Here is an 18,684-nt window from a genome sequence, read left to right as displayed (position 1 = left end):
GGACTGTGAACACCCCGCTCGACGAAGCGTTGCGCGCCTACCTCGACCACCTCACCGTGGAACGCGGCGCCGCGGCGAACACCCTCAGCAGCTATCGCCGCGATCTCGACCGATACCGCGAGTACCTGGTGGAGCTCGGCATCGACGATCTCGCATCCGTGACGTCCACGCAGGTCAGTGGGTTCCTGGTCGCGTTGCGGGAAGGCAGCGACGGGCGGCCTCCGCTGGCGGCGAGCTCTGCGGCGCGCTCGCTCATCGCCGTCCGCGGACTGCACCGATTCGCGGCGGCGGAGGGACTGACGGCCTCGGATGTGGCGCGCGAGGTGCGACCACCCGCACCGGCGAAACGGCTTCCCAAGGCGCTGTCCATCGACACGGTGATCGCGCTCCTGGAGGCCGCCGGGGGCGACGGCGAGTCGGATACCCCGTCCCGGTTGCGCGACCGGGCGCTCCTGGAACTGCTGTACTCGTGCGGGGCTCGCATCTCCGAGGTGACGGCCCTCGACGTCGACGACATCGATGTGCAGTCCCGGTCGGTGGTGCTGATGGGTAAGGGCGGCAAACAGCGGGTGGTGCCGATCGGACGGCCCGCGCTGGCGGCGATCGAGGCCTATCTGGTGCGCGGGCGGCCATCGCTGGTGAAGAAGTCGAACCCCGCACTCTTCCTCAACGTGCGCGGTGGGCGGCTGTCACGGCAGTCGGCGTGGCAGGTGCTGGCGACCGCTGCCGAGCGGGCCGGGATCGACACCGACGCCGTGCACGTCTCGCCGCACACTCTGCGCCACTCCTTCGCGACGCACCTGCTCGAAGGCGGTGCCGATGTGCGCGTGGTGCAGGAACTGCTGGGCCACGCTTCGGTGACCACGACGCAGGTCTACACGCTGGTCACGGTCCAGGCGCTGCGTGAGGTGTACGCGCAGGCACATCCGCGCGCGGTGCGCTGACAACGCCGGGCTCCCGCGGCTCGCCGTTCGCGCCGATCCGTAGAATCGGCCGGCGTCGACCGACGCGAGCGCGCCGCTGCGCTCGTCGGCACGGCGGGCGCATTAGGGTGTGAGAGAACGGTGAAGGAGGTGGGCTAGTGGCGGCAGCGCCGGACGCGGAGAACCCGGGCCTGGACCTGGGTGAGCTGCAGCACCACCACGTGGCCCGCGGCGCTCAGGACGAAGACCTCGATCAGACCGGTCGCCCGCGCATCGAGTTCCCCGAGCCCACTCCGAAGGCCACCCACGGTCCTGCCCGCGTGATCGCGGTGTGCAACCAGAAGGGCGGCGTGGGGAAGACCACGACCACCATCAACCTCGGAGCCTCGCTCGCCGCGTACGGACGGCGCGTGCTGCTCGTCGATCTCGACCCGCAAGGCGCTCTGTCCGCAGGGCTCGGCGTGGCGCACCACGAGCTCGAACTCACCGTGCACAACCTCCTCATGGAGTCCCGGATCTCCGCCGACGACGTGCTGTTGCGCACTCGGGTCGACGGCGTCGACTTGCTGCCGTCGAACATCGACCTCTCGGCCGCCGAGATCCAGCTGGTCAACGAGGTCGGCCGCGAGCAGACTCTCGGTCGCGCGCTGTACCCGGTGCTCGACCGGTACGACTACATCCTCATCGACTGCCAGCCCAGTCTCGGCTTGCTCACGGTGAACGCTCTGGCCTGTGCCGACCAGGTGCTGATCCCGATGGAGTGCGAGTTCTTCGCGCTCCGCGGCCTGGCGCTGCTCACCGATACCGTCGACAAGGTGCGCGACCGACTGAACCCGCGGCTCGACCTCGCGGGCATCGTGGTCACCATGTTCGACGCGCGCACGCTGCACTCGCGCGATGTGATGGCCCGCGTTGTCGAGGTCTTCGGCGACGCCGTCTACCGCTCGGTGATCTCGCGCACCGTCCGCTTCCCGGAGACCTCGGTGGCCGGTGAGCCCATCACCTCCTGGGCACCGAAATCCTCGGGTGCGAACGCCTACCGCGCGCTGGCGCGCGAGGTCATCGCGCAGGAGAAGTGACCGATACCGCGGCCCCGGAGCCGATCGAAGCCGATGCCCCGCTCGAGGCCGCTGACGCGGATGCGCTCGAGCCGACCCCACCGTCGGGCTTCCAGGTGCGGCTGGCGAACTTCGAGGGACCGTTCGACCTGCTGCTCCAGTTGATCGGTGCCCACCGGATGGATGTCACCGAGGTGGCGTTGCACGTGGTCACCGACGAATTCATCGCTTACACCCGGAACCTCGGGGCCGCCGCCGATCTCGACGCCACCACCGAATTCCTCGTGGTCGCGGCCACCCTTCTGGACCTGAAGGCCGCGCGCCTGCTGCCCGCCGGCGAGGTCGAGGACGACGACGACCTGGCCCTGCTCGAAGCCCGCGACCTGCTGTTCGCGCGGCTGCTCCAGTACCGGGCGTACAAGCAGGTGGCCGAGCTCATGGCGCAGTTGGAGGCCAAGGCGAACCGCCGCTATCCCCGCGCCGTCGGACTCGAGCAGCGGTTCGAGGAGTTGGTGCCCCCGGTGCAGATCGGTGTCACCCCCGAGCAGTTCGCGATGGTCGCCGCCGCGGCGTTCACTCCGAAACCCACACCGACGGTGGGCCTCGGCCACCTGCACGTCCCGAAGGTCTCGGTGCCCGAGCAAGCCACACTGATCGCCGCCCGGCTGCGGGAGCGGCCCGGGCACTGGTCCGGATTCGCCGAGATCGTCGCCGATTGTGATTCCGGCATCGCGGTGATCGCTCGATTCCTCGCGCTGCTGGAGCTGTACCGCGAGCGCGCGATCCTGTTCGACCAGCCCGAGGCGCTCGGCGAACTCAAGGTCCGCTGGTCGGGCGAAAAGGACGATGTGGCGCTGCGCGCCGACGACGAGTACGACGACGTACCCACGCAGGAGGACGAGTGAGCGACGAGCGGCCCACCCCCGACGAGCCCGCACCCGATACCGATGCTCCCGCGGACCTCGTTCCCGATGACGACGGATTCGCCCTGGTCGAGGGTATGGAGAACGATGAGCTGCGGTGCGCACTGGAGGCCCTGCTGCTCGTGATCGATGCCCCTGCCTCGGCCGAATCGCTCGGTGCTGCGCTGGAGGAGCCCGAAGAGCGGATCACCGCCGAGCTGCGGACGTGGGCGGCGGAGCTGACCGATCGGCGCTCCGGTATGGAATTGCGGGAATCCGCCGAGGGCTGGCGCTTGTACAGCCGGGCCGAGTACGCGCCCTACGTCGAGCGTCTCCTGCTCGACGGTGTGCGATCCAAGCTCACCCGCGCCGCGCTGGAGACCCTCGCCGTGATCGCCTACCGGCAGCCGGTGAGCCGGTCACAGGTGAGCGCGGTGCGCGGCGTGAACGTGGACGGTGTGATGCGCACCCTCGCGGCCCGCGGCCTCATCGCGGAAGTGGGCAGTGACGCCGGCGCCACCACCTATGCCACCACCGAGCTGTTCCTCGAGCGGCTCGGGCTCACGTCGCTCGACGAGCTGCCGCCGCTGGCCCCGCTGCTGCCCGAGGTGGATGTGATCGAGGACCTCAGTTCCACCCTCGACGACGAGCCGCGGTTCGCGAAGCTCGGGCGCAAGAGCACCGACGTGATCGGGTTCGATCCGGACGCCTGAGCGTCGAGTACCGAATTCGTCCGCGGCCTGCGATGATGGAGGGATCATGAACAGACCCGCTCGCCGTGATGGCACACCGGACCGATCCACCCCGAACAACAAACGCAAGGCGGCGCCCCGTCAGGGCCCGCGCCGCAGCCCCTCGGAGGCGCCTCCGCGGAACAACACGCCGCGCCTATCGAACGCGAAACCCGCACGCACGCAGAATGTTCCCGTGCGAGATCCCGGCGACCGCGCACCGTCGAATCCGGGCGGCAGCGCCCTGCCGGATGGCGAGAAGATCCGCCTGCAGAAGGTCCTCGCCCAGGCCGGCGTCGCCTCGCGCCGGGTGGCGGAGGAGATGATCGCCGACGGCCGCGTCGAAGTCGACGGCGAAATCGTCACCGAACAGGGACTGCGGGTCGACCCGTCGGTCGCCGTGGTGCGGGTCGACGGCGTGCGCGTGGTGGTCAACGAGAACCTGGTGCACCTCGCACTGAACAAGCCGCGCGGCTGGCATTCGACGATGAGCGACGATATGGGCCGCCCCTGTGTGGGCGATATCGTGGCCGAACGCGTCGCCGCCGGTCAGCGTCTGTTCCATGTGGGCCGGCTCGACGCCGACACCGAGGGCCTGCTGCTGGTCACCAACGACGGCGAGCTGGCGCACCGCCTGATGCACCCCTCGTACGAGGTTCCCAAGACCTACCTGGCATGGGTCGCCGGAGAGGTGCCCCGCAACCTGGGCAAGAAACTGCGCGACGGTGTCGAGCTGGAGGACGGCCCGGTCACGGTGGACCGGTTCTCGGTGCTCGAAGCGGCGGAGGGCAAGTCGACGGTGCGGGTGGTCCTCCACGAGGGCCGCAAGCACATCGTGCGCCGTCTCCTGGCGGAGGTCGGGCATCCGGTGCAGCGGCTGGTCCGCACACATGTGGGCACCGTCGCCCTCGGCGACCAGCGGCCGGGGTCGCTGCGGGTGCTCGGGCGCGACGAGGTCGAGTCGCTGTACAAGGCGGTGGGAATGTGACTGACACGATTATGGTGATCGCGATGGACGGCCCGTCGGGCACAGGTAAGTCGACGGTGGCCCGCCGCCTCGCGGAGAGCCTCGGCGCCCGATACCTGGACACCGGCGCGATGTACCGGGCCGCCACCGTATGGGCTCTCGATCACGAGGTGGACCTCGGTGATCCCGTCGCGATCGCCGCCGCGACCGAAGACCTGCCGCTCGCCATGAGCTGTGATCCGTTGTCGGAGCAGGTCGAACTGGACGGAGAGTCCGTGGCGCGGCGGATCCGTGAGGACGATGTGACCGCGGCGGTGTCCGCGGTCTCGGCCGTACCGGCGCTGCGCGAGCAACTGGTCGAGTATCAGCGCGCGGTGGCCGCCGACGATGAGACGCCGATCGTGGTGGAGGGCCGGGACATCGGCACCGTCGTCTTCCCGGACGCGCCACTGAAGGTGTACCTCACCGCCTCCGCCGAGGCACGGGCGCAGCGGCGGCATAAGCAGAACATCGAGCTGGGAATCCCCAGCGACTACGACGCGGTCCTAGCGTCCGTGCAGCGCCGCGACGGCCTGGACTCGACGCGGAAGGTCTCGCCCCTGCGGCCCGCCGACGATGCGGTGATCGTGGACTCCTCGGACCTGACGCTCGAGGAGACCGTCGCCGCGGTGGCGGATCTGACTGCGCGACTGGAAGAGAGTGTGCGATGAGCGACGAACTGGAATTCGCGCCCGTCACCGAGGACGGTGTGTGGGAGGACGAGTCCGATTTCGAGGGCTACGGCGACGGCGATCTGGCCGACTTCTCCGAGCTGGAGGCGGAGGCCGCCGAGGCGAGCGCCAAACTGCCGACGGTGGCCATCGTCGGCCGGCCGAACGTGGGTAAGTCGACCCTGGTGAACCGCATCCTGGGGCGCCGCGAGGCCGTCGTCGAGGACATCCCGGGTGTGACCCGCGACCGGATCAGTTACGAAGCGGACTGGGCCGGACGACGGTTCCTGGTGCAGGACACCGGCGGTTGGGAGCCCGATGCGAAGGGCATGCAGCAGTCGGTGGCCGCGCAGGCCGAGGTGGCGATGCGTACCGCCGACGCCGTGGTGGTGGTCGTGGACGCCACCGTCGGCGCGACCTCGACCGATGAGGCCGTCGCGCGTGTGCTGCGCCGATCGAAGACGCCGGTGATCCTGGCGGCCAACAAGGTCGACGATCAGCGGGTCGAATCGGAGGCCGCAGCGCTGTGGAGTCTGGGTCTTGGTGAGCCGTACACCATTTCGGCCGCGCACGGTCGCGGCACCGGCGATCTGCTCGATGTGATCCTGGAGAAGCTCCCGGAGACCCCGCGCGAGGGCACCGGCGGCTTCGGCCCCCGCCGCGTGGCGCTGGTCGGTAAACCCAACGTGGGCAAGAGCTCCCTGCTCAACAAGCTCACCGGTGAGAATCGGTCCGTGGTCGACAACGTGGCCGGCACCACCGTCGATCCCGTCGACTCGCTCGTCGAGCTGGGCGGAAAGACGTGGAAGTTCATCGACACCGCAGGCCTGCGGAAGAAGGTGAACCAGGCCAGCGGCCACGAGTTCTACGCGTCGCTGCGCACCAAGGGCGCCATTGAGGCGGCGGAGGTGGCGATCGTGCTGATCGACGCTTCGCAGCCGATCACCGAACAGGATCTGCGCGTGCTGTCCATGGTGGTCGAATCCGGTCGCGCACTGGTGATCGCCTACAACAAGTGGGATCTGGTCGATGAGGACCGGCGCTATCAGCTCGAGAAGGAGATCGACCGGGAACTGGTGCAGTTGCCGTGGGCGCAGCGGGTGAACATCTCCGCCCAGACCGGCCGGGCATTGCAGAAGCTGGTCCCGGCGATCGACACCGCGCTCGAGTCGTGGGACAAGCGCATTCCGACGGGCCGGCTCAACAACTGGCTGCGTGATGTCATGGCTGCGACGCCGCCGCCGCTGCGGGGCGGGAAGCTGCCGAAGGTGCTGTTCGCCACGCAGGCCGGAACCAGGCCGCCCACCTTCGTGCTGTTCACCACGGGCTTCCTGGAGGCCGGGTACCGCCGGTTCCTGGAGCGGAAGCTGCGCGAGGAGTTCGGATTCGAGGGTTCACCCGTCCGCGTGAACGTGCGCGTGCGGGAGAAGCGTGCCCGCAAGTAGCGCGGCACCGTCGAACGCCGGCGGGGAGGTCGCGCCGCCGCGCAGTCGCCTGCTGGCGTGGTGCTCCTGGGACTGGGGGAGTGCCGCGTTCAACGTCGTGATCGTCACGTTCGTGTTCTCGGTGTACTTGACCGATTCGGTCGGGAAGGATCTGCCGGGTTCGATTCCGGCCACCGCCTATCTCTCCGGAGCTCTGGCGGTCGCCGGAATACTGGTGGCGATCCTCGCGCCGGTCTTGGGGCAGCGCTCGGACGAGGCCGGTCGGCGCAGGTTCTCGCTTGCGGTATGGAGCGGCCTGTTGTTCCTGACGATGCTGGCGTGCTTCTTCGTCCGTGACGAGTACCAGTACCTGTGGCTCGGGCTGTTGTTGTTGGCCACCGGTACGGTCTTCTTCGAGTTGGCGAACGTGCCCTACTACGCGATGCTGCGGCAGGTGTCGACGCCGGCGACGATCGGCCGGGTGTCCGGTATCGGCTGGGCATCGGGCTATTTCGGTGGCATCGTGATTCTGCTGGTGTGCTATCTCGGCTTCATCTCCGGCGACGGCGACACCCGCGGGTTCCTCGGACTGAGTACCGACGGCGGTCTGAACGTCCGGCTGGTGGCCCTGTTCGCTGCCTTGTGGTTCGGGATCTTCGCGCTCCCGGTGCTGTTCGCGGTTCCCGAGGTCCCGCGCGATCCGTCGGCCCCGGCGCGCCGGGGGATCGTGGACGCGTACCGGTCGTTGTTCGCGTCGGTGGTGCACCTGTGGCGATCGGACCGCAACGCCGTCTACTTCTTGATCGCCAGCGCCGTGTTCCGCGATGGGCTCACCGCCACGTTCACCTTCGGGGCGGTGCTCGCGGTGAGCGTGTACGGCATGTCCTCGTCGACGGTGCTGCTGTTCGGTGTGGCCGCCAATGTGTTCGCCGCGATCGGTGCTCTGGTCGCGGGCCGCTTCGATGACGCAGTGGGGCCGAAGGCGGTGATCGTGGTGTCGCTGGCGGGCATGATCGTTGCCGGCGTCGTGCTGATGTTCGTCTCCGGAACCACGATGTTCTGGATCTTCGGGCTGATGCTCACGGTGTTCGTGGGCCCGGCGCAGTCGTCGGCGCGGAGCCTCTTGGCCCGCATGGCGGTGCCCGGTCACGAGGGGCAGATGTTCGGGTTGTATCAGACCACCGGCCGCGCAGCCTCGTTCCTCGCGCCCTCGTTGTTCACCGCGTTCGTCGCGGTCTTCGGCAGCGAGCGTGCCGGCATCGCCGCGATCGTGCTGGTTCTCGCGGCGGGCCTACTGATGCTGCTTCCGGTCACTCCGGCCCAGGACCGCGCGCTGGCGTCCTGACGCGCCTCAGCGCGGTGCGGGTGCCGGCGTGGCGCTCGGCGCGGCGGACGGTGACGCTGTGGCGGTCCGCGCGCCGGATCCCTTCTCTGCGCGCGTGGCGGGCTTCGGTTGCGTCGGCGCCGCCTCGGGCGGCAGCCCGGCGCTGATGGCCGGGAAGTAGGCCTGCAAGCGCACATTGAGGACGGGACCGTTCGGCGTGTCGGGCATCGCCCTGCGCACGTTGTCGAGGAGCTGCCCGAACTGGATGCCCACGCCCGCGGCGCTGCCGTTGGGGAAGGCGTTGAGGATCGGTTTCATCAGGCTCACGCCGACCGGCGACAGGGTCCGGAGTGCATTCAGTGCTTCGGGTGTGAGAATCGCCTGCAATCCGGCGAGCAGGCCGGAGCGCTCATCGTTGATGCCCTGGTCGAGCATCGGCTTGATCTTCTTGCTGTTGCCGTTGTGCAGCAGGGGCAGCGTGGACTGGATCTGGAAGCCCGGCAGCATGGCGGCCACCGACGAGTCGGCCGCCGCCAGGGTCTCGGTGATCACCGGGAAGGTCTCGGCGGTGCTCAGCTTCTGCGTGTCCTTGACCGACTGCGCCACGTTGCCGAGCGCGGTGAACAGCGGCAGCATCGCCTTCGACGACGCGTCGAAGTTCATCAGCAGCTGGCTCATGTTCGGGCGCAGGGCGTCGTTGTTCACATCGCCGATGGTCACGATCATATTGGCCACGGTGTTGTCGGTGATGGCCTTGGTCGGCGCGATCACCGCACCGTTCTGCAGCGGCCCACCGCCATCGCGCGGCGTCAGCACGACCTCCGAGACGCCGAAGAGGTTGCCGGCCGAGAATGCCACCTCGACGTTATTGGTCAGGGAGCGGCCCTCGGGGCCGTCGAGAGTGAGAGTGACGCCCTGCTGGCCGTTGCCGAGTCCGGAGATGGCGGAGACGTTGCCGACCTCGACGCCCTGGATCCGCACCTTCGCACCGTCGACGATCCCGGCGGCCACCGTGGGGGTGCGCAGAGTCACCGAGAACAGATCCCGCGGGCGGAATTCGTTGTAGGCCCACACCGCCAGTGCGATCACCGCGATCACCACGACGAACGCGATCCCGCGGGTTCGCAGCTGCTTCGCGCTGGGGGCGAATCCCGGAACCGGTGCTAAGTCCACAGATAGACAAATTATCCGCAACTGTCTGAAATACGTGCTCCCGCGGGCTGCTTTGTGTTGACAATCACCAACCTGCGTTAACTGTGACGGCAGACACTGCGGCCCGCTGTCGGGCTACTCGATCTGCCCGATGGGCTCGCGCTTCTCGGCCTGGAAGGCGTCCTCGGCGCGGCCGCGCGCCCAGTATCCGGAGATCGACAGACGCTCCCGCGGAAGGCCGAGCTCGCGCAGCACTCGCCGAATCGCCTTGATCGACTCCCGTTCGCCGTGGGCGAAGACGTGTGCGGTGCCGCGATCCTCGGGCCAGCGCGCGGTGCGTACGGCGCGGGAGAGGAATTCGGTATCGGCCGTGTCCGGGTTCGTCAGCCACCGGACCTCGATACCCGACGGTGCGGCCAGCTCGATCCGTTCGCCGTCGGTGGTCTCGATGAGTGCGAGACCGTGGGCGTCGGCAGGGAGGGCTTCGAGTGCCGAGGCGATCGCGGGCACCGCCGAGAGGTCGCCGGCCAAGAGGTGCCAGGCCGCATCGGGATCGGGCGTGTACGAGCCGCCGGGGCCCATGAGGGTGATGCTGTCACCCGGCTCCGCGCGCTGTGCCCAGGGGCCCGCGAGGCCTTCGTCGCCGTGCACCACGAAATCGATCGTGATACGCCGAGCCGGGCGGTCGAAACTGCGGACCGTGTACGTGCGGGTGACGTCGCCGAAAAGCAGCTTCACGTAGCTGTCGGTGCTCGGTAGGCCGGGCAGTTCCGGGTCGCCGAAGGTGGCCAGAGCGTCGCCCTCCGCGACGACGCGCACGAGATGCTCACTCAGTCGCTCGGTGCGGACCACGGTGAGTTGGTACTGCGGCCGCGTGCGGCGGGGCTTTGTGGGGGTGGGGTTTTCGGTCATATCGCTACTCCAGACTTAGGTCTTGGAACCATGCTACCGAACGGAAGTTAGGATTACCTATCCTGTTCGGCGGGGACGGCTGCCGACCTGGTCGGGATCGAGACAATTTGCGACACCAACCGGCCGCGCTGGGTGGACCGGCGGGTCTAGCATTTTCCGGTATGACAGCGACATCGCCGAGCGGCAAAGAACTCCGGAAGAACGCTCCGCGTTCCTCGCATGCGGCCTTCACCGTGGACGACCGCGATCCGGTGGCGATCATCCGTGAGCAGAACGAAACCCGGCTCCAGGATCTGGTTCCCGTGCGGGTCTCCCGGATGCTGCACTCGCCGTTCTCGTTCTATCGCGGAGGCGCGGCGCTCATGGCGCATGATCTGTCGAGCACGCCGAACATCGGTGCGCACGTGATGAGTTGCGGTGACGCGCACATCTCGAACTTCGGCCTCTTCGCCTCGCCGGAGCGACGACTGCTGTTCGACGTCAACGACTTCGATGAGGCGGCCTTCGCGCCGTGGGAGTGGGACGTCAAGCGCCTCGCCGCCAGCATCATGATCGCCGCCCGCGACAACAGCTACACCGATGAGCAGGGCGTCGAGGCGGTGGTCACGGCGGTGGGTGCGTACCGCCAGCGGCTCGCCGAGCTGATGCAGCAGGGCGCACTCGACCGGTACTTCGTCTCCGTCGACGTCGACACCCTGAGCGCGGCCGCGGACGAGAGCGGCGATCAGACACTCAAGGAGCTGATCGAGCAGACCGCGAAGAAGGCGCGCAAGCGTACCTCCGCCCGGATGGTGGAGAAGATCACCGCTACGAGCGAGGACGGTGCGCCGCAGATCGTTGCGCAGCCGCCGACGCTGGTGCCCGCACCGCCCAACCTGGTCGCTGAATTCGAAGGTGCCTTCGCTCGTTACCTCGATTCCGTCCGCGCCGATGTGGCCGTGTTGCTGTCACAGTTCACGGTGCTCGACTGGGCTCTGCGTGTGGTCGGAGTGGGAAGTGTGGGTACCCGCTGTTTCATAGTCCTATTGGGGCGGGATCTGCCCGGCGGCGGGCACGAGACGCTGTTCCTCCAAGTGAAGGAGGCGTCGCAGTCCGTGCTGGAGACCTTCGGCAAACTCGGACCGTCGGTGATGCCGCCGCGGGTACCGACCAGTGGTGCACAGGCCTTCCGAGTGGTCGTGGGGCAGCAGACGTTGCAGGCGCAATCCGATCCGTTCCTCGGGTACACGCCGACCATCAACGGCCACGACTACTACTGGCGGCAATTCCGCGATATGAAGGGCTCGGTGGCCACCGAGCTGCTCACCCTCGACCAGTTCGAGCGCTACGGCCAGGCCTGCGCCAGTCTGCTCGCCCGATCGCATTCGCAGTCGCCCGCGGCACTGACGGCCACCCAGTACCTGGGCAAGGGTACGGAGTTCGACGAGGCCATCGGTGCCTTCGCGACCGGCTATGCGGACCAGAACGAGAAGGACTACGCCGCAGCGCAGGCCGCGGTCAAGGCGGGCACGCTGCCGTGCGCCGAGGAGGGCGTCTGACTCGCCGGCGAGTATTAGCGCGACCTTGACGGCCAGGGGTCTTTCGTCGCGTCGCAGCCGGGCGTAGACCGGTAAACGTGACTTTGATGGAGGTACTTCCCTCGCTCGCCCGGGCCGCGGTTGCCCGCTCCTTCGATCCCACGATCTGGCCCGACGGCACCGCCATGGATGGCGATGAGGTGCTGATATCCGGGGAGCCGGCGGGCCGGTTCCTGGGTCGCGGACCGTCGTCCGACGGTGTGCTCGTGACCCGTGTGGGCCGTATGGTGCGTTCGGGTCCGGTGGTGCTCTGCAACATCGACGGACCGATCCCGCCGCACCACACCCTCGCCGATGTCGCGTGGCCCGGCGTGCGTCTGGCCGGCGCCCGAATGCGTCAGCTGCTGATCCGCGGGACCGACGGTGCGCGCCTGGCCGCGCGCGTCGAGGTTCCGGCCGACGTCCCGCTGGACGCACTGATCGTCCTGGCTCTCACCCCACCGAAGACGAACAGCGTTCCGCCCGCATTGCGTTCGTGGTGCGCGGAATGCGACGAACCTGCCGGCGCGGTGCGTTGGACCCACTGGACCAGTGACGACCCGAGGAGGAACCATGACGGCCACGACGAGCGCGTTCACCGACACCTGGAACGCCTGGCATAGTCGCCGCGAACGCGAGCTCGCGGCGCCGTTGGGATGGCTCGCCATCGCCCGGCTCGAATGGCTCAGCACGCAACCGCAGCGGTTCGACGGGATCCCCGGCACCTGGCACCACGACGGCGTCGCCGCGTATGTGAGCGCCGCTCCTGGTGAGGATATCGATGTGGACGGGAGCAGGCGGTTCGAGAGCGGTGCCACGGCCCCGGGGCACCTGATCGGCGCCGGCGGTCGGCAGATCGAGGTCGCCCATCGCGGCGACGGGTACCTCATCCGGGTGCACGATCCGCACGCGCCGGCGGTCCGTGCCTTTCGCGGTGTGCCCGCCTACGAGCCCGATCCGGACTGGGTGCTGCAGGCCCGGTTCGAGCCCTACGACACCCCGCGTGAGGTGACCGTGGGGGCTGTCGCCGAGGGTCTCGAGCACGTGTACGTTTCACCGGGCGAGATCATCGTCGACCACGACGGAACGCGGACGCGGCTGATCGCCTTCAACGGCAAGGTCGACGGCCTGTCGGTGTTGTTCACCGACGAGACCTCGGGAGTGACCACGTACGCGGCGAACCGAAGCTTGGCGGTCGAGGCGGCACCGTCCGTGCTGGCCGCCGGTGGCGACGTACTGCTCGACTTCAACCGGGCGGTGAACCTGCCGTGCGCGTTCATCGACTTCGCGACCTGTCCGCTTCCGCCCGCGGGCAATCGACTGCCCTTCGCGGTCACGGCGGGGGAGAAGATCCCGTACGAGCGCGCCTGACCGATTCGCTACGCTCGCTGGGTGTACAACTTCCGCGATGTGGCAGGCCGTGAGGGATACGCGGCGAACGGCGGCCGGATGCGGAGCGGAATCCTGTACCGGTCGAATGCCCTCGATGCGGAGTCGGTCGACGATGTCCGGTTGCGTGGGCTCGGGCTCACCCGGATCTTCGATCTGCGCACCACGGCGGAGGTGAGCCCGCGGCCCGATGTGGTTCTCGCCGGAGCGGAGTACCTGCGGTTCAATGTGATCGGTGATGAACTGTCGCTGGACGCGCTCGACCCTGCGTCGCTCACTGATGCCGCCGGCGCGCGCGAACTCCTCATCGATGTGAACCGGCTGTTCGTGCGCGATGCGAACGCCCGCGCAGAATTCGGTGCTCTCCTGCGAAGCATCGCCGATCACGATGGCGCACACGTCTTCCACTGCAGCGCGGGGAAGGACCGCACCGGATGGGCGGCCGCACTGGTACAGCGCCTGGTCGGCGTGTCGATCGACGATGTGATGGACGACTATCTCCTGACCAACGAGTATTCGGCCGCCGCGATCGACGCCATCGCGGCGAAGGCCGCCGAGGGCCGGGGTCGCGACGTCGGTGAGGCCGCACGGGTGCTGGCGGGCGTCTTCCCCGAAGCGCTGCAGGCGGCCTTCGAGGAGGCCGACACCCGCTACGGCGGTGTCGAGGGATACGTGCGCGACGGCTTAGGCGTGGACGAGAGCACCGCCGAGCGGTTGCGCCGCAAGCTCGTCGGGTGATGCCGAAGAACAGCGGCAGGGCTAGCGTGCGCGCTTGCCCTGCGGCGAGAACACTCCGGACGCTTGTTTGAATCCGTTCCGGTCCAGGGTGCACTCGAGTCCACCGCCGCGCAATGCGGTGCATGAGGCGCCGAGTACCGACAGGCGGGCGCCGTCGGGAAGGCCGCGGAAGCGTTCCTGCGGAGTGCGGTCCTCCAGGTAGCGCCAGCCCTTGTCGGATACTTCGATGACATTGGGCCGCACCACGCGCCGGCCGACCGTGATCCGGGTGCCGGCGGGCGGTGCGATGGCGCAGCGGATCGTGGTGGGGTCCGGGCTGATCGTGCAGTTCCGGTTCGCCCCTTCGTAGCGGTACTGAAACGAATAGTCGCCGCCGTCGGTGCGATACCGGTCGGCGTCGATCGCCGGTTCCGCGTCGGCGGGCGTCGCGGCGACCACGACAGCCGCGGCCGCCCCGATCACCAATAACGCACGCCTCATGCAGTCAACTGTAGCGTGATGGGTGCTGTTCGTGCAGGTCAGTTGATTCGAAGCGTCCGATCGTCGCCCTCGCGTGGGGTGCTGCGCACTCCGGTGGCCGTCGCTGTACACCAGTGAGCCGGGGGAACGGATTGCTTGCGGGCCTGGCGTCGTCGGGTGTCAGCCACAGGATCTTTCCGCCGGGGAGATCTCAGGTCTTGTGCGCGGTCGGGCAGAGCGGCCAGGCGATTTCTCGACCGCCGATGTCGTGGGGTAGTCTCGTACAGCACCGCGCGAGCGGGGCCACGGGCTGTGGCGCAGCTTGGTAGCGCACTTGACTGGGGGTCAAGTGGTCGCAGGTTCAAATCCTGTCAGCCCGACATCACGATCGCGGGCCCTCCTGGAGGGCCCGCGATCGCTTTTCTCGCACCTCTCGTCCGCGTCCGGGAGTGCCGTCGTACCGGAAGGCGACCAGCAGGAGGGCGGCGCCGACGAACACCCGCCACCATAGGAACGGATCGATCGCAGCGCGCTCCGTGCCGCCCGGCCCGATCGGATTGCCCCAGAGGATCACGAGGGCGGCGAGGCCCGAGACCGCGAAGAGCACAGCGGTTACTCCGGCGAGGCTGCGCCGACGACGCAGGAGCAACATGACGGCGATCGCCATCAGCGCCATGCCGGTTACGTGCTCGAGGTAGGCGGCGATCGGGTGTACCACGATGCGCACCCGAGAGCCACCAGGGAATTCCCCTGCGCTACCTGGGAACAAGCCCACGCAGGCGAGGGCGATGCCATTCACGGTCGCGAGGACGAGCACTATCCGGTCCCAAGGCCGAGGTATCCGGGGGAGCAGCGCGACCGCCGCCGCAACACCCAGAGCTCCGACCACGACGAACGCCGCGTTCATCAGCGGGTACCAGGGCGAGCAGATGTACCGGTCCGCCACGGCCATATCGCCGAATCTGCTCATGTCCCCGAGGCATTCGGGCACACCGAGATCGCTGATCATGTTCTGGGTCCAGCTATACGGCTGCGGCCAGCGCGCCGCGACCACCAGTTCGGCAAGGAAGTACAGCACTGACGCGGCGAGCAGGGCACCCGCGAGCACGGTGCGTCGACGGCCGACCTCCGTATGCGGTCGTAGCGACGGGAGGCGCGAGATCGTTAACGGCACAAAACACTGTGTATCAGGCGATGCGCAGCAGCGCATCCCGGCGGCGCCTCACTGGGATTCGCGCCACATCGGCCAGAGCGGGGGAGCCCCATCACCGGCAACGATCGGTGCGCCCAGATCGATGAAGCCGTGGCGGGCGTAGAACCGGCGGTTGTCCACCGAGGATGCCTCCAGGTAGACGGGGAGGTTTCGCTCGGCTGCGCGGCGGTTGCCCTCTGCGAGCATGATCGCGCCGATCCCGTGCCCTCGCCGGTGCCGGTCGACTGCCATCGACGGCAGATAGACGTGCGGTACCGACGGCCGCACCAGGGCGGTGGATGCCTGGATCGAGCGCAATCGTTCGGGCAGCCGCGTGTCGTGGGCCACCCCCATTCCCGGCATCGGTGCGTCGACCCATATCGAGGCTCCGACCGCGACGTCGTTCGCCTCCGCCGCCACGATCGCGCAGCCCCCTTCGATCGCTGCAGACAGTGCGGTGGTGAACATCGCCATGACGAGCGCCGGACGAGACTCCGCGTCCGGGTGGGTCCAGGCGGTGAGCGCATCGTCGCTGAAAGCCGCTGCGCACAAGGTGGCGAGATGATCGAGCTCCTCCGGCCGGGCGAGCCGCGCCACCGGCGTGGTCACGGGACCACCGCGGCAGTCAGCGCGCGGCGGCTCACGATCGCCGGGGCCCGGCCGATGAGGGCGTCATCGTCGAGTGCCTCGATCATGAACAGCGCGTAGTCGATCCGGCGGGTGCGATTCATCGCTAAGAGTGGATCGCCGACGCTCTCGGCCCACACGGGTAATCCCTCGCTCGGCCCCTCCTCGAGAGTGCTGCCTCGCGCGAGGGTCCAGCGGCGGTTGCTGGCGAAGATCGCGTGCGCTGCCGCGACCTGATCATCGATGTCCATCACCCGGATGGCGCGCAGCACACGGGTGACGGCGGCCTGGGCGAGTCGGGTTGTCCGCGGGTACCGATCGCGCTTGTCGCGGGCGACGTGCCATCCGCAAGAAAAGATCAGTCTGGCATCGGATTCCGCGAGATCCAGCACCGCCCTCGCGGTTCCGGAGGAATATCCGCGCACACCCCAGGGGGCCAGAACGGTGAGCACTGCATCGCAACCGGAGACGGCCGCAGCGATCGCGGTGCGATCGTCGGTGTCGCCCGGAATGATCGTGATTCGGTCGGCGATATCGGCGAGTTTGTCGACGCTTCGCTCCCGGCACACACCTGTCACCTGATACCCGCGGTCGAGCGCGTGCTCGACCAGGTAACGGCCGAGTTTGCCGGAGGCGCCGACCACGCAGACCCTGCGGATGCCGTTGGTAACCATGATTGCTCCCATCTCTAAGGCTTACAATGTAAGTAGAGTAGACTTACCGTGTAAGTACAAGCAAGAGGAGGGCGGAAGTGACGGAGCGACAGCGGGTCCCGTTGACGCGTGATCGGGTCGTGGCGGCCGGGGTCGCGCTGGCCGATGCGTCCGGTCTGGCCGCCGTCACGATGCGGGCGGTCGCCGGCTCGCTGGGAGTGGAGGCGATGTCGCTGTACAACCACGTGGCCAACCGTGCGGACCTGCTCGACGGCATGATCGACGCTGTCTTCGGTGAGATCGGCCTCCCTGTGGAGGGCGACCAGTGGCGCTCCGGATTGCGTGCCTTAGCCGGGTCCACGCGCGACGCGCTGCGTCGCCATCCCTGGGCGATCGGACTGATGGACTCTCGACAGAACCCGGGGCCCGCCACGCTGCGGCATCACGACACGGCCCTGGGGTTGTTGCGGCGAGCCGGATTCGGGGTCCGTGAAGCGGTGCGTGCGGTGGCTGTCCTGGACGGCTACGTCTACGGCAGTGTGCTCACCGAGCGGAGTCTGCCGGTCGGTGATGACCGGTCCCTCCGGGACGCGGCGGAGGAGGCGGTGTCCGCCATCTCCGCCGCCGACTATCCCTACCTCGTCGAGGTTGCGTCCGACCATGCGCGCACCGGGTTCGACGATCCCGGCTTCGATGCGGAGTTCACGTTCGGCCTCGACCTGATCGTCGCGGGGCTCGAACCCGGCGCAGGCTAGGACGATGCCGCGCGGGCGAGAGCGTCGTCCTGGTCCGGTGAGCCGCCCGAGGCTCCGAGTCCGCCGATGAGCGTGCCGTCGGTGTCTAGGAGCGGTACACCGCCGCCCACGAGCAGCAGGCCGGGGGAGTGGACGTGATCGAAATGCAGTGCGGGCTTGCCGATCTCGATTGGTGCTGCCAAAGCGGCGGTGGGCGCCTGGAATATCACTGAGGTGCGCGCCTTCGCGATGGCCAGCTCGTTGGAAGCCAGCCATGCATCGTCCATCCGAGCGAAGGCGACCAGGTTCGCGCCCGTGTCGACGATCGCGAACACCGCCTTCATGCCCTCGGCTTCCGCGGCACTGATCCCCGTAGCGATCAGGTGGTTCGCGTATTCCAGTGTCAGCTCAGGCATTCTGGGTCCACTCCGTTTCCTGCCACTGCTTCGCGGCATCGATCGTGGCGCGCGGCCGCATGGTGCGGTACAGGTGTTCGTCGGCCGGGATGATCTCGACCATCGCATCGATCATCTCCTGCGGATCGGCCTGATCCGCGAGGCTGTCACCGAAGTCCGGCATCGGGACCACGGCGGTGTCGGCGTCGTACCACTGCACGTAGCTCTCGGCGCCGGTGTCGTTGAACCCGGTACCGAAGACGCCGGGGTTCACGGTGGCCACCTGTACTCCGTGTGTGGCCAGCTCGGCCTTCATCGACCCGGCTATCGCCTCGATGGCGTGCTTGGTGGCGCAGTACGCACCCAAGAACGGAACCACCAGGATGCCGCCCATTGAGGATGTCCAGACGACCTTGCCGGACTTGCGCGCCACCATCTTCGGCACGATCGCTTGTACCAGCGCGAGGTGGCCGAAGACGTTGATCTCGAACGACTCGCGTACCCGATCGAGCGGGATGTCGACCATCGAGCCGCCCTCCATCACGCCGGCGTTGAGCACCAGCACATCAGGGTCGTATTTCGCCGCGTGGGCGATGTCGATGTCGTCGAGCAGATTGAGCTTGATCACCTCGAGGTCGACGCCCGCAGTCGCGGCGTCCGCGCGCAGGCTTCGCACCTGGGGCCACGTCTCGGCGGCAGCGACCACGGTGTGGCCAGCGCGTGCGAGCTCGATCGCAGCGCCACGGCCGAAACCAGAACTGGCTCCGGTGATGAGGATCTTCTTCGGCATGGATTCGCTTTCGTTCGTCGGGGTGCGTGCTCTTCGAGCGTGCAGTCG

General features: G+C 68.2%; 21 protein-coding genes and 1 tRNA gene. 14 read left to right on the top strand and 8 right to left on the bottom strand.

The window, feature by feature from the left end; all coding sequences use genetic code 11:
* Window positions 1–5 precede the first annotated feature (5 nt).
* From xerD to TPAU_RS11850, 8 genes are all read left to right on the top strand, one after another.
* On the top strand, window positions 6–944 hold the full coding sequence (gene xerD / locus TPAU_RS11885; protein ID WP_245537788.1) for a site-specific tyrosine recombinase XerD: 939 nt from the start codon (window positions 6–8) through the stop codon (window positions 942–944).
* Window positions 945–1,120: 176 nt separating this feature from the next.
* The gene (locus tag TPAU_RS11880) at window positions 1,121–2,002 is read left to right on the top strand and encodes a ParA family protein (protein ID WP_245537920.1); all 882 of its coding nucleotides are present in this window, start codon (window positions 1,121–1,123) and stop codon (window positions 2,000–2,002) included.
* A complete protein-coding gene (locus TPAU_RS11875; protein WP_013127001.1) occupies window positions 1,999–2,886 on the top strand; it encodes a segregation and condensation protein A in 888 nt (295 codons plus the stop codon). The genes TPAU_RS11880 and TPAU_RS11875 overlap by 4 nt, the downstream gene beginning before the upstream one ends.
* On the top strand, window positions 2,883–3,596 hold the full coding sequence (gene scpB, locus TPAU_RS11870) for an SMC-Scp complex subunit ScpB (RefSeq protein ID WP_013127000.1): 714 nt from the start codon (window positions 2,883–2,885) through the stop codon (window positions 3,594–3,596). Before TPAU_RS11875 ends, scpB begins: the two co-directional genes overlap by 4 nt.
* 46 nt (window positions 3,597–3,642) lie before the next feature.
* The gene (locus tag TPAU_RS11865; protein WP_013126999.1) at window positions 3,643–4,602 is read left to right on the top strand and encodes a pseudouridine synthase; all 960 of its coding nucleotides are present in this window, start codon (window positions 3,643–3,645) and stop codon (window positions 4,600–4,602) included.
* Window positions 4,603–4,613: 11 nt separating this feature from the next.
* Window positions 4,614–5,291 (top strand): (d)CMP kinase, encoded by a 678-nt coding sequence (cmk, locus tag TPAU_RS11860; RefSeq protein WP_041944400.1) that lies wholly within the window; start codon window positions 4,614–4,616, stop codon window positions 5,289–5,291.
* A complete protein-coding gene (gene der, locus TPAU_RS11855; RefSeq protein WP_013126997.1) occupies window positions 5,288–6,736 on the top strand; it encodes a ribosome biogenesis GTPase Der in 1,449 nt (482 codons plus the stop codon). The genes cmk and der overlap by 4 nt, the downstream gene beginning before the upstream one ends.
* Window positions 6,723–8,060: an MFS transporter gene (locus tag TPAU_RS11850; RefSeq protein ID WP_013126996.1), complete on the top strand. Its 1,338-nt coding sequence runs from the start codon at window positions 6,723–6,725 to the stop codon at window positions 8,058–8,060. The genes der and TPAU_RS11850 overlap by 14 nt, the downstream gene beginning before the upstream one ends.
* 6 nt (window positions 8,061–8,066) lie before the next feature.
* On the opposite strand, the gene TPAU_RS11845 is transcribed toward TPAU_RS11850, so the two are convergent.
* Window positions 8,067–9,212, bottom strand: coding sequence for an MlaD family protein (locus TPAU_RS11845; RefSeq protein ID WP_013126995.1), 1,146 nt, complete (start codon window positions 9,210–9,212; stop codon window positions 8,067–8,069).
* A gap of 114 nt (window positions 9,213–9,326) precedes the next feature.
* Complete coding sequence (locus TPAU_RS11840; protein WP_013126994.1) at window positions 9,327–10,103, bottom strand: siderophore-interacting protein; 777 nt, start codon at window positions 10,101–10,103, stop codon at window positions 9,327–9,329.
* 161 nt (window positions 10,104–10,264) lie between these two features.
* Between TPAU_RS11840 and TPAU_RS11835 the strand changes: the two genes are divergently transcribed.
* From TPAU_RS11835 to TPAU_RS11820, 4 genes are all read left to right on the top strand, one after another.
* Complete coding sequence (locus tag TPAU_RS11835) at window positions 10,265–11,641, top strand: DUF2252 domain-containing protein (protein ID WP_013126993.1); 1,377 nt, start codon at window positions 10,265–10,267, stop codon at window positions 11,639–11,641.
* A gap of 77 nt (window positions 11,642–11,718) precedes the next feature.
* Window positions 11,719–12,282 carry a hypothetical protein gene (locus TPAU_RS11830; RefSeq protein ID WP_147291090.1) on the top strand — a complete coding sequence of 188 codons (564 nt, stop codon included), beginning with the start codon at window positions 11,719–11,721 and terminating at the stop codon, window positions 12,280–12,282.
* On the top strand, window positions 12,233–13,030 hold the full coding sequence (locus tag TPAU_RS11825; protein ID WP_013126991.1) for a DUF1684 domain-containing protein: 798 nt from the start codon (window positions 12,233–12,235) through the stop codon (window positions 13,028–13,030). Before TPAU_RS11830 ends, TPAU_RS11825 begins: the two co-directional genes overlap by 50 nt.
* A 21-nt stretch (window positions 13,031–13,051) precedes the next feature.
* Entirely contained in the window at window positions 13,052–13,786 is a 735-nt protein-coding gene (locus TPAU_RS11820; protein ID WP_013126990.1) for a tyrosine-protein phosphatase, read from the top strand.
* A gap of 21 nt (window positions 13,787–13,807) precedes the next feature.
* On the opposite strand, the gene TPAU_RS11815 is transcribed toward TPAU_RS11820, so the two are convergent.
* The gene (locus TPAU_RS11815; RefSeq protein ID WP_013126989.1) at window positions 13,808–14,266 is read right to left on the bottom strand and encodes a hypothetical protein; all 459 of its coding nucleotides are present in this window, start codon (window positions 14,264–14,266) and stop codon (window positions 13,808–13,810) included.
* Window positions 14,267–14,551: 285 nt separating this feature from the next.
* Between TPAU_RS11815 and TPAU_RS11810 the strand changes: the two genes are divergently transcribed.
* Window positions 14,552–14,625 (top strand) — tRNA-Pro (locus TPAU_RS11810).
* 2 nt (window positions 14,626–14,627) lie between these two features.
* Here TPAU_RS11810 and TPAU_RS11805 read toward each other — a convergent pair.
* Genes TPAU_RS11805 through TPAU_RS11795 form a run of 3 tightly spaced genes read right to left on the bottom strand, consistent with a single transcriptional unit; the run spans window position 14,628 to window position 16,750 of the window.
* Window positions 14,628–15,419, bottom strand: a complete 792-nt coding sequence (locus tag TPAU_RS11805) for a DUF998 domain-containing protein (protein ID WP_160160265.1) — start codon at window positions 15,417–15,419, stop codon at window positions 14,628–14,630.
* A gap of 48 nt (window positions 15,420–15,467) precedes the next feature.
* Complete coding sequence (locus TPAU_RS21920) at window positions 15,468–16,046, bottom strand: GNAT family N-acetyltransferase (RefSeq protein ID WP_013126987.1); 579 nt, start codon at window positions 16,044–16,046, stop codon at window positions 15,468–15,470.
* Window positions 16,043–16,750, bottom strand: coding sequence for an NAD(P)-dependent oxidoreductase (locus tag TPAU_RS11795; RefSeq protein ID WP_245537787.1), 708 nt, complete (start codon window positions 16,748–16,750; stop codon window positions 16,043–16,045). The genes TPAU_RS21920 and TPAU_RS11795 overlap by 4 nt, the downstream gene beginning before the upstream one ends.
* Window positions 16,751–16,815: 65 nt before the next feature.
* On the opposite strand from TPAU_RS11795, the gene TPAU_RS11790 reads away from it, so the two are divergent.
* Window positions 16,816–17,472, top strand: a complete 657-nt coding sequence (locus TPAU_RS11790) for a TetR/AcrR family transcriptional regulator C-terminal domain-containing protein (RefSeq protein WP_013126985.1) — start codon at window positions 16,816–16,818, stop codon at window positions 17,470–17,472.
* Here the strand turns inward: TPAU_RS11790 and TPAU_RS11785 are convergent.
* On the bottom strand, window positions 17,469–17,867 hold the full coding sequence (locus tag TPAU_RS11785) for a GlcG/HbpS family heme-binding protein (RefSeq protein WP_013126984.1): 399 nt from the start codon (window positions 17,865–17,867) through the stop codon (window positions 17,469–17,471). The genes TPAU_RS11790 and TPAU_RS11785 overlap by 4 nt on opposite strands.
* Complete coding sequence (locus TPAU_RS11780) at window positions 17,860–18,636, bottom strand: SDR family oxidoreductase (protein ID WP_013126983.1); 777 nt, start codon at window positions 18,634–18,636, stop codon at window positions 17,860–17,862. The genes TPAU_RS11785 and TPAU_RS11780 overlap by 8 nt, the downstream gene beginning before the upstream one ends.
* Between the last annotated feature and the right edge of the window lie 48 nt (window positions 18,637–18,684).

Source organism: Tsukamurella paurometabola DSM 20162, assembly GCF_000092225.1.
GTDB classification, from domain to species: Bacteria; Actinomycetota; Actinomycetes; order Mycobacteriales; family Mycobacteriaceae; genus Tsukamurella; species Tsukamurella paurometabola.
This window is presented reverse-complemented; position numbering and strand designations above follow the sequence as displayed.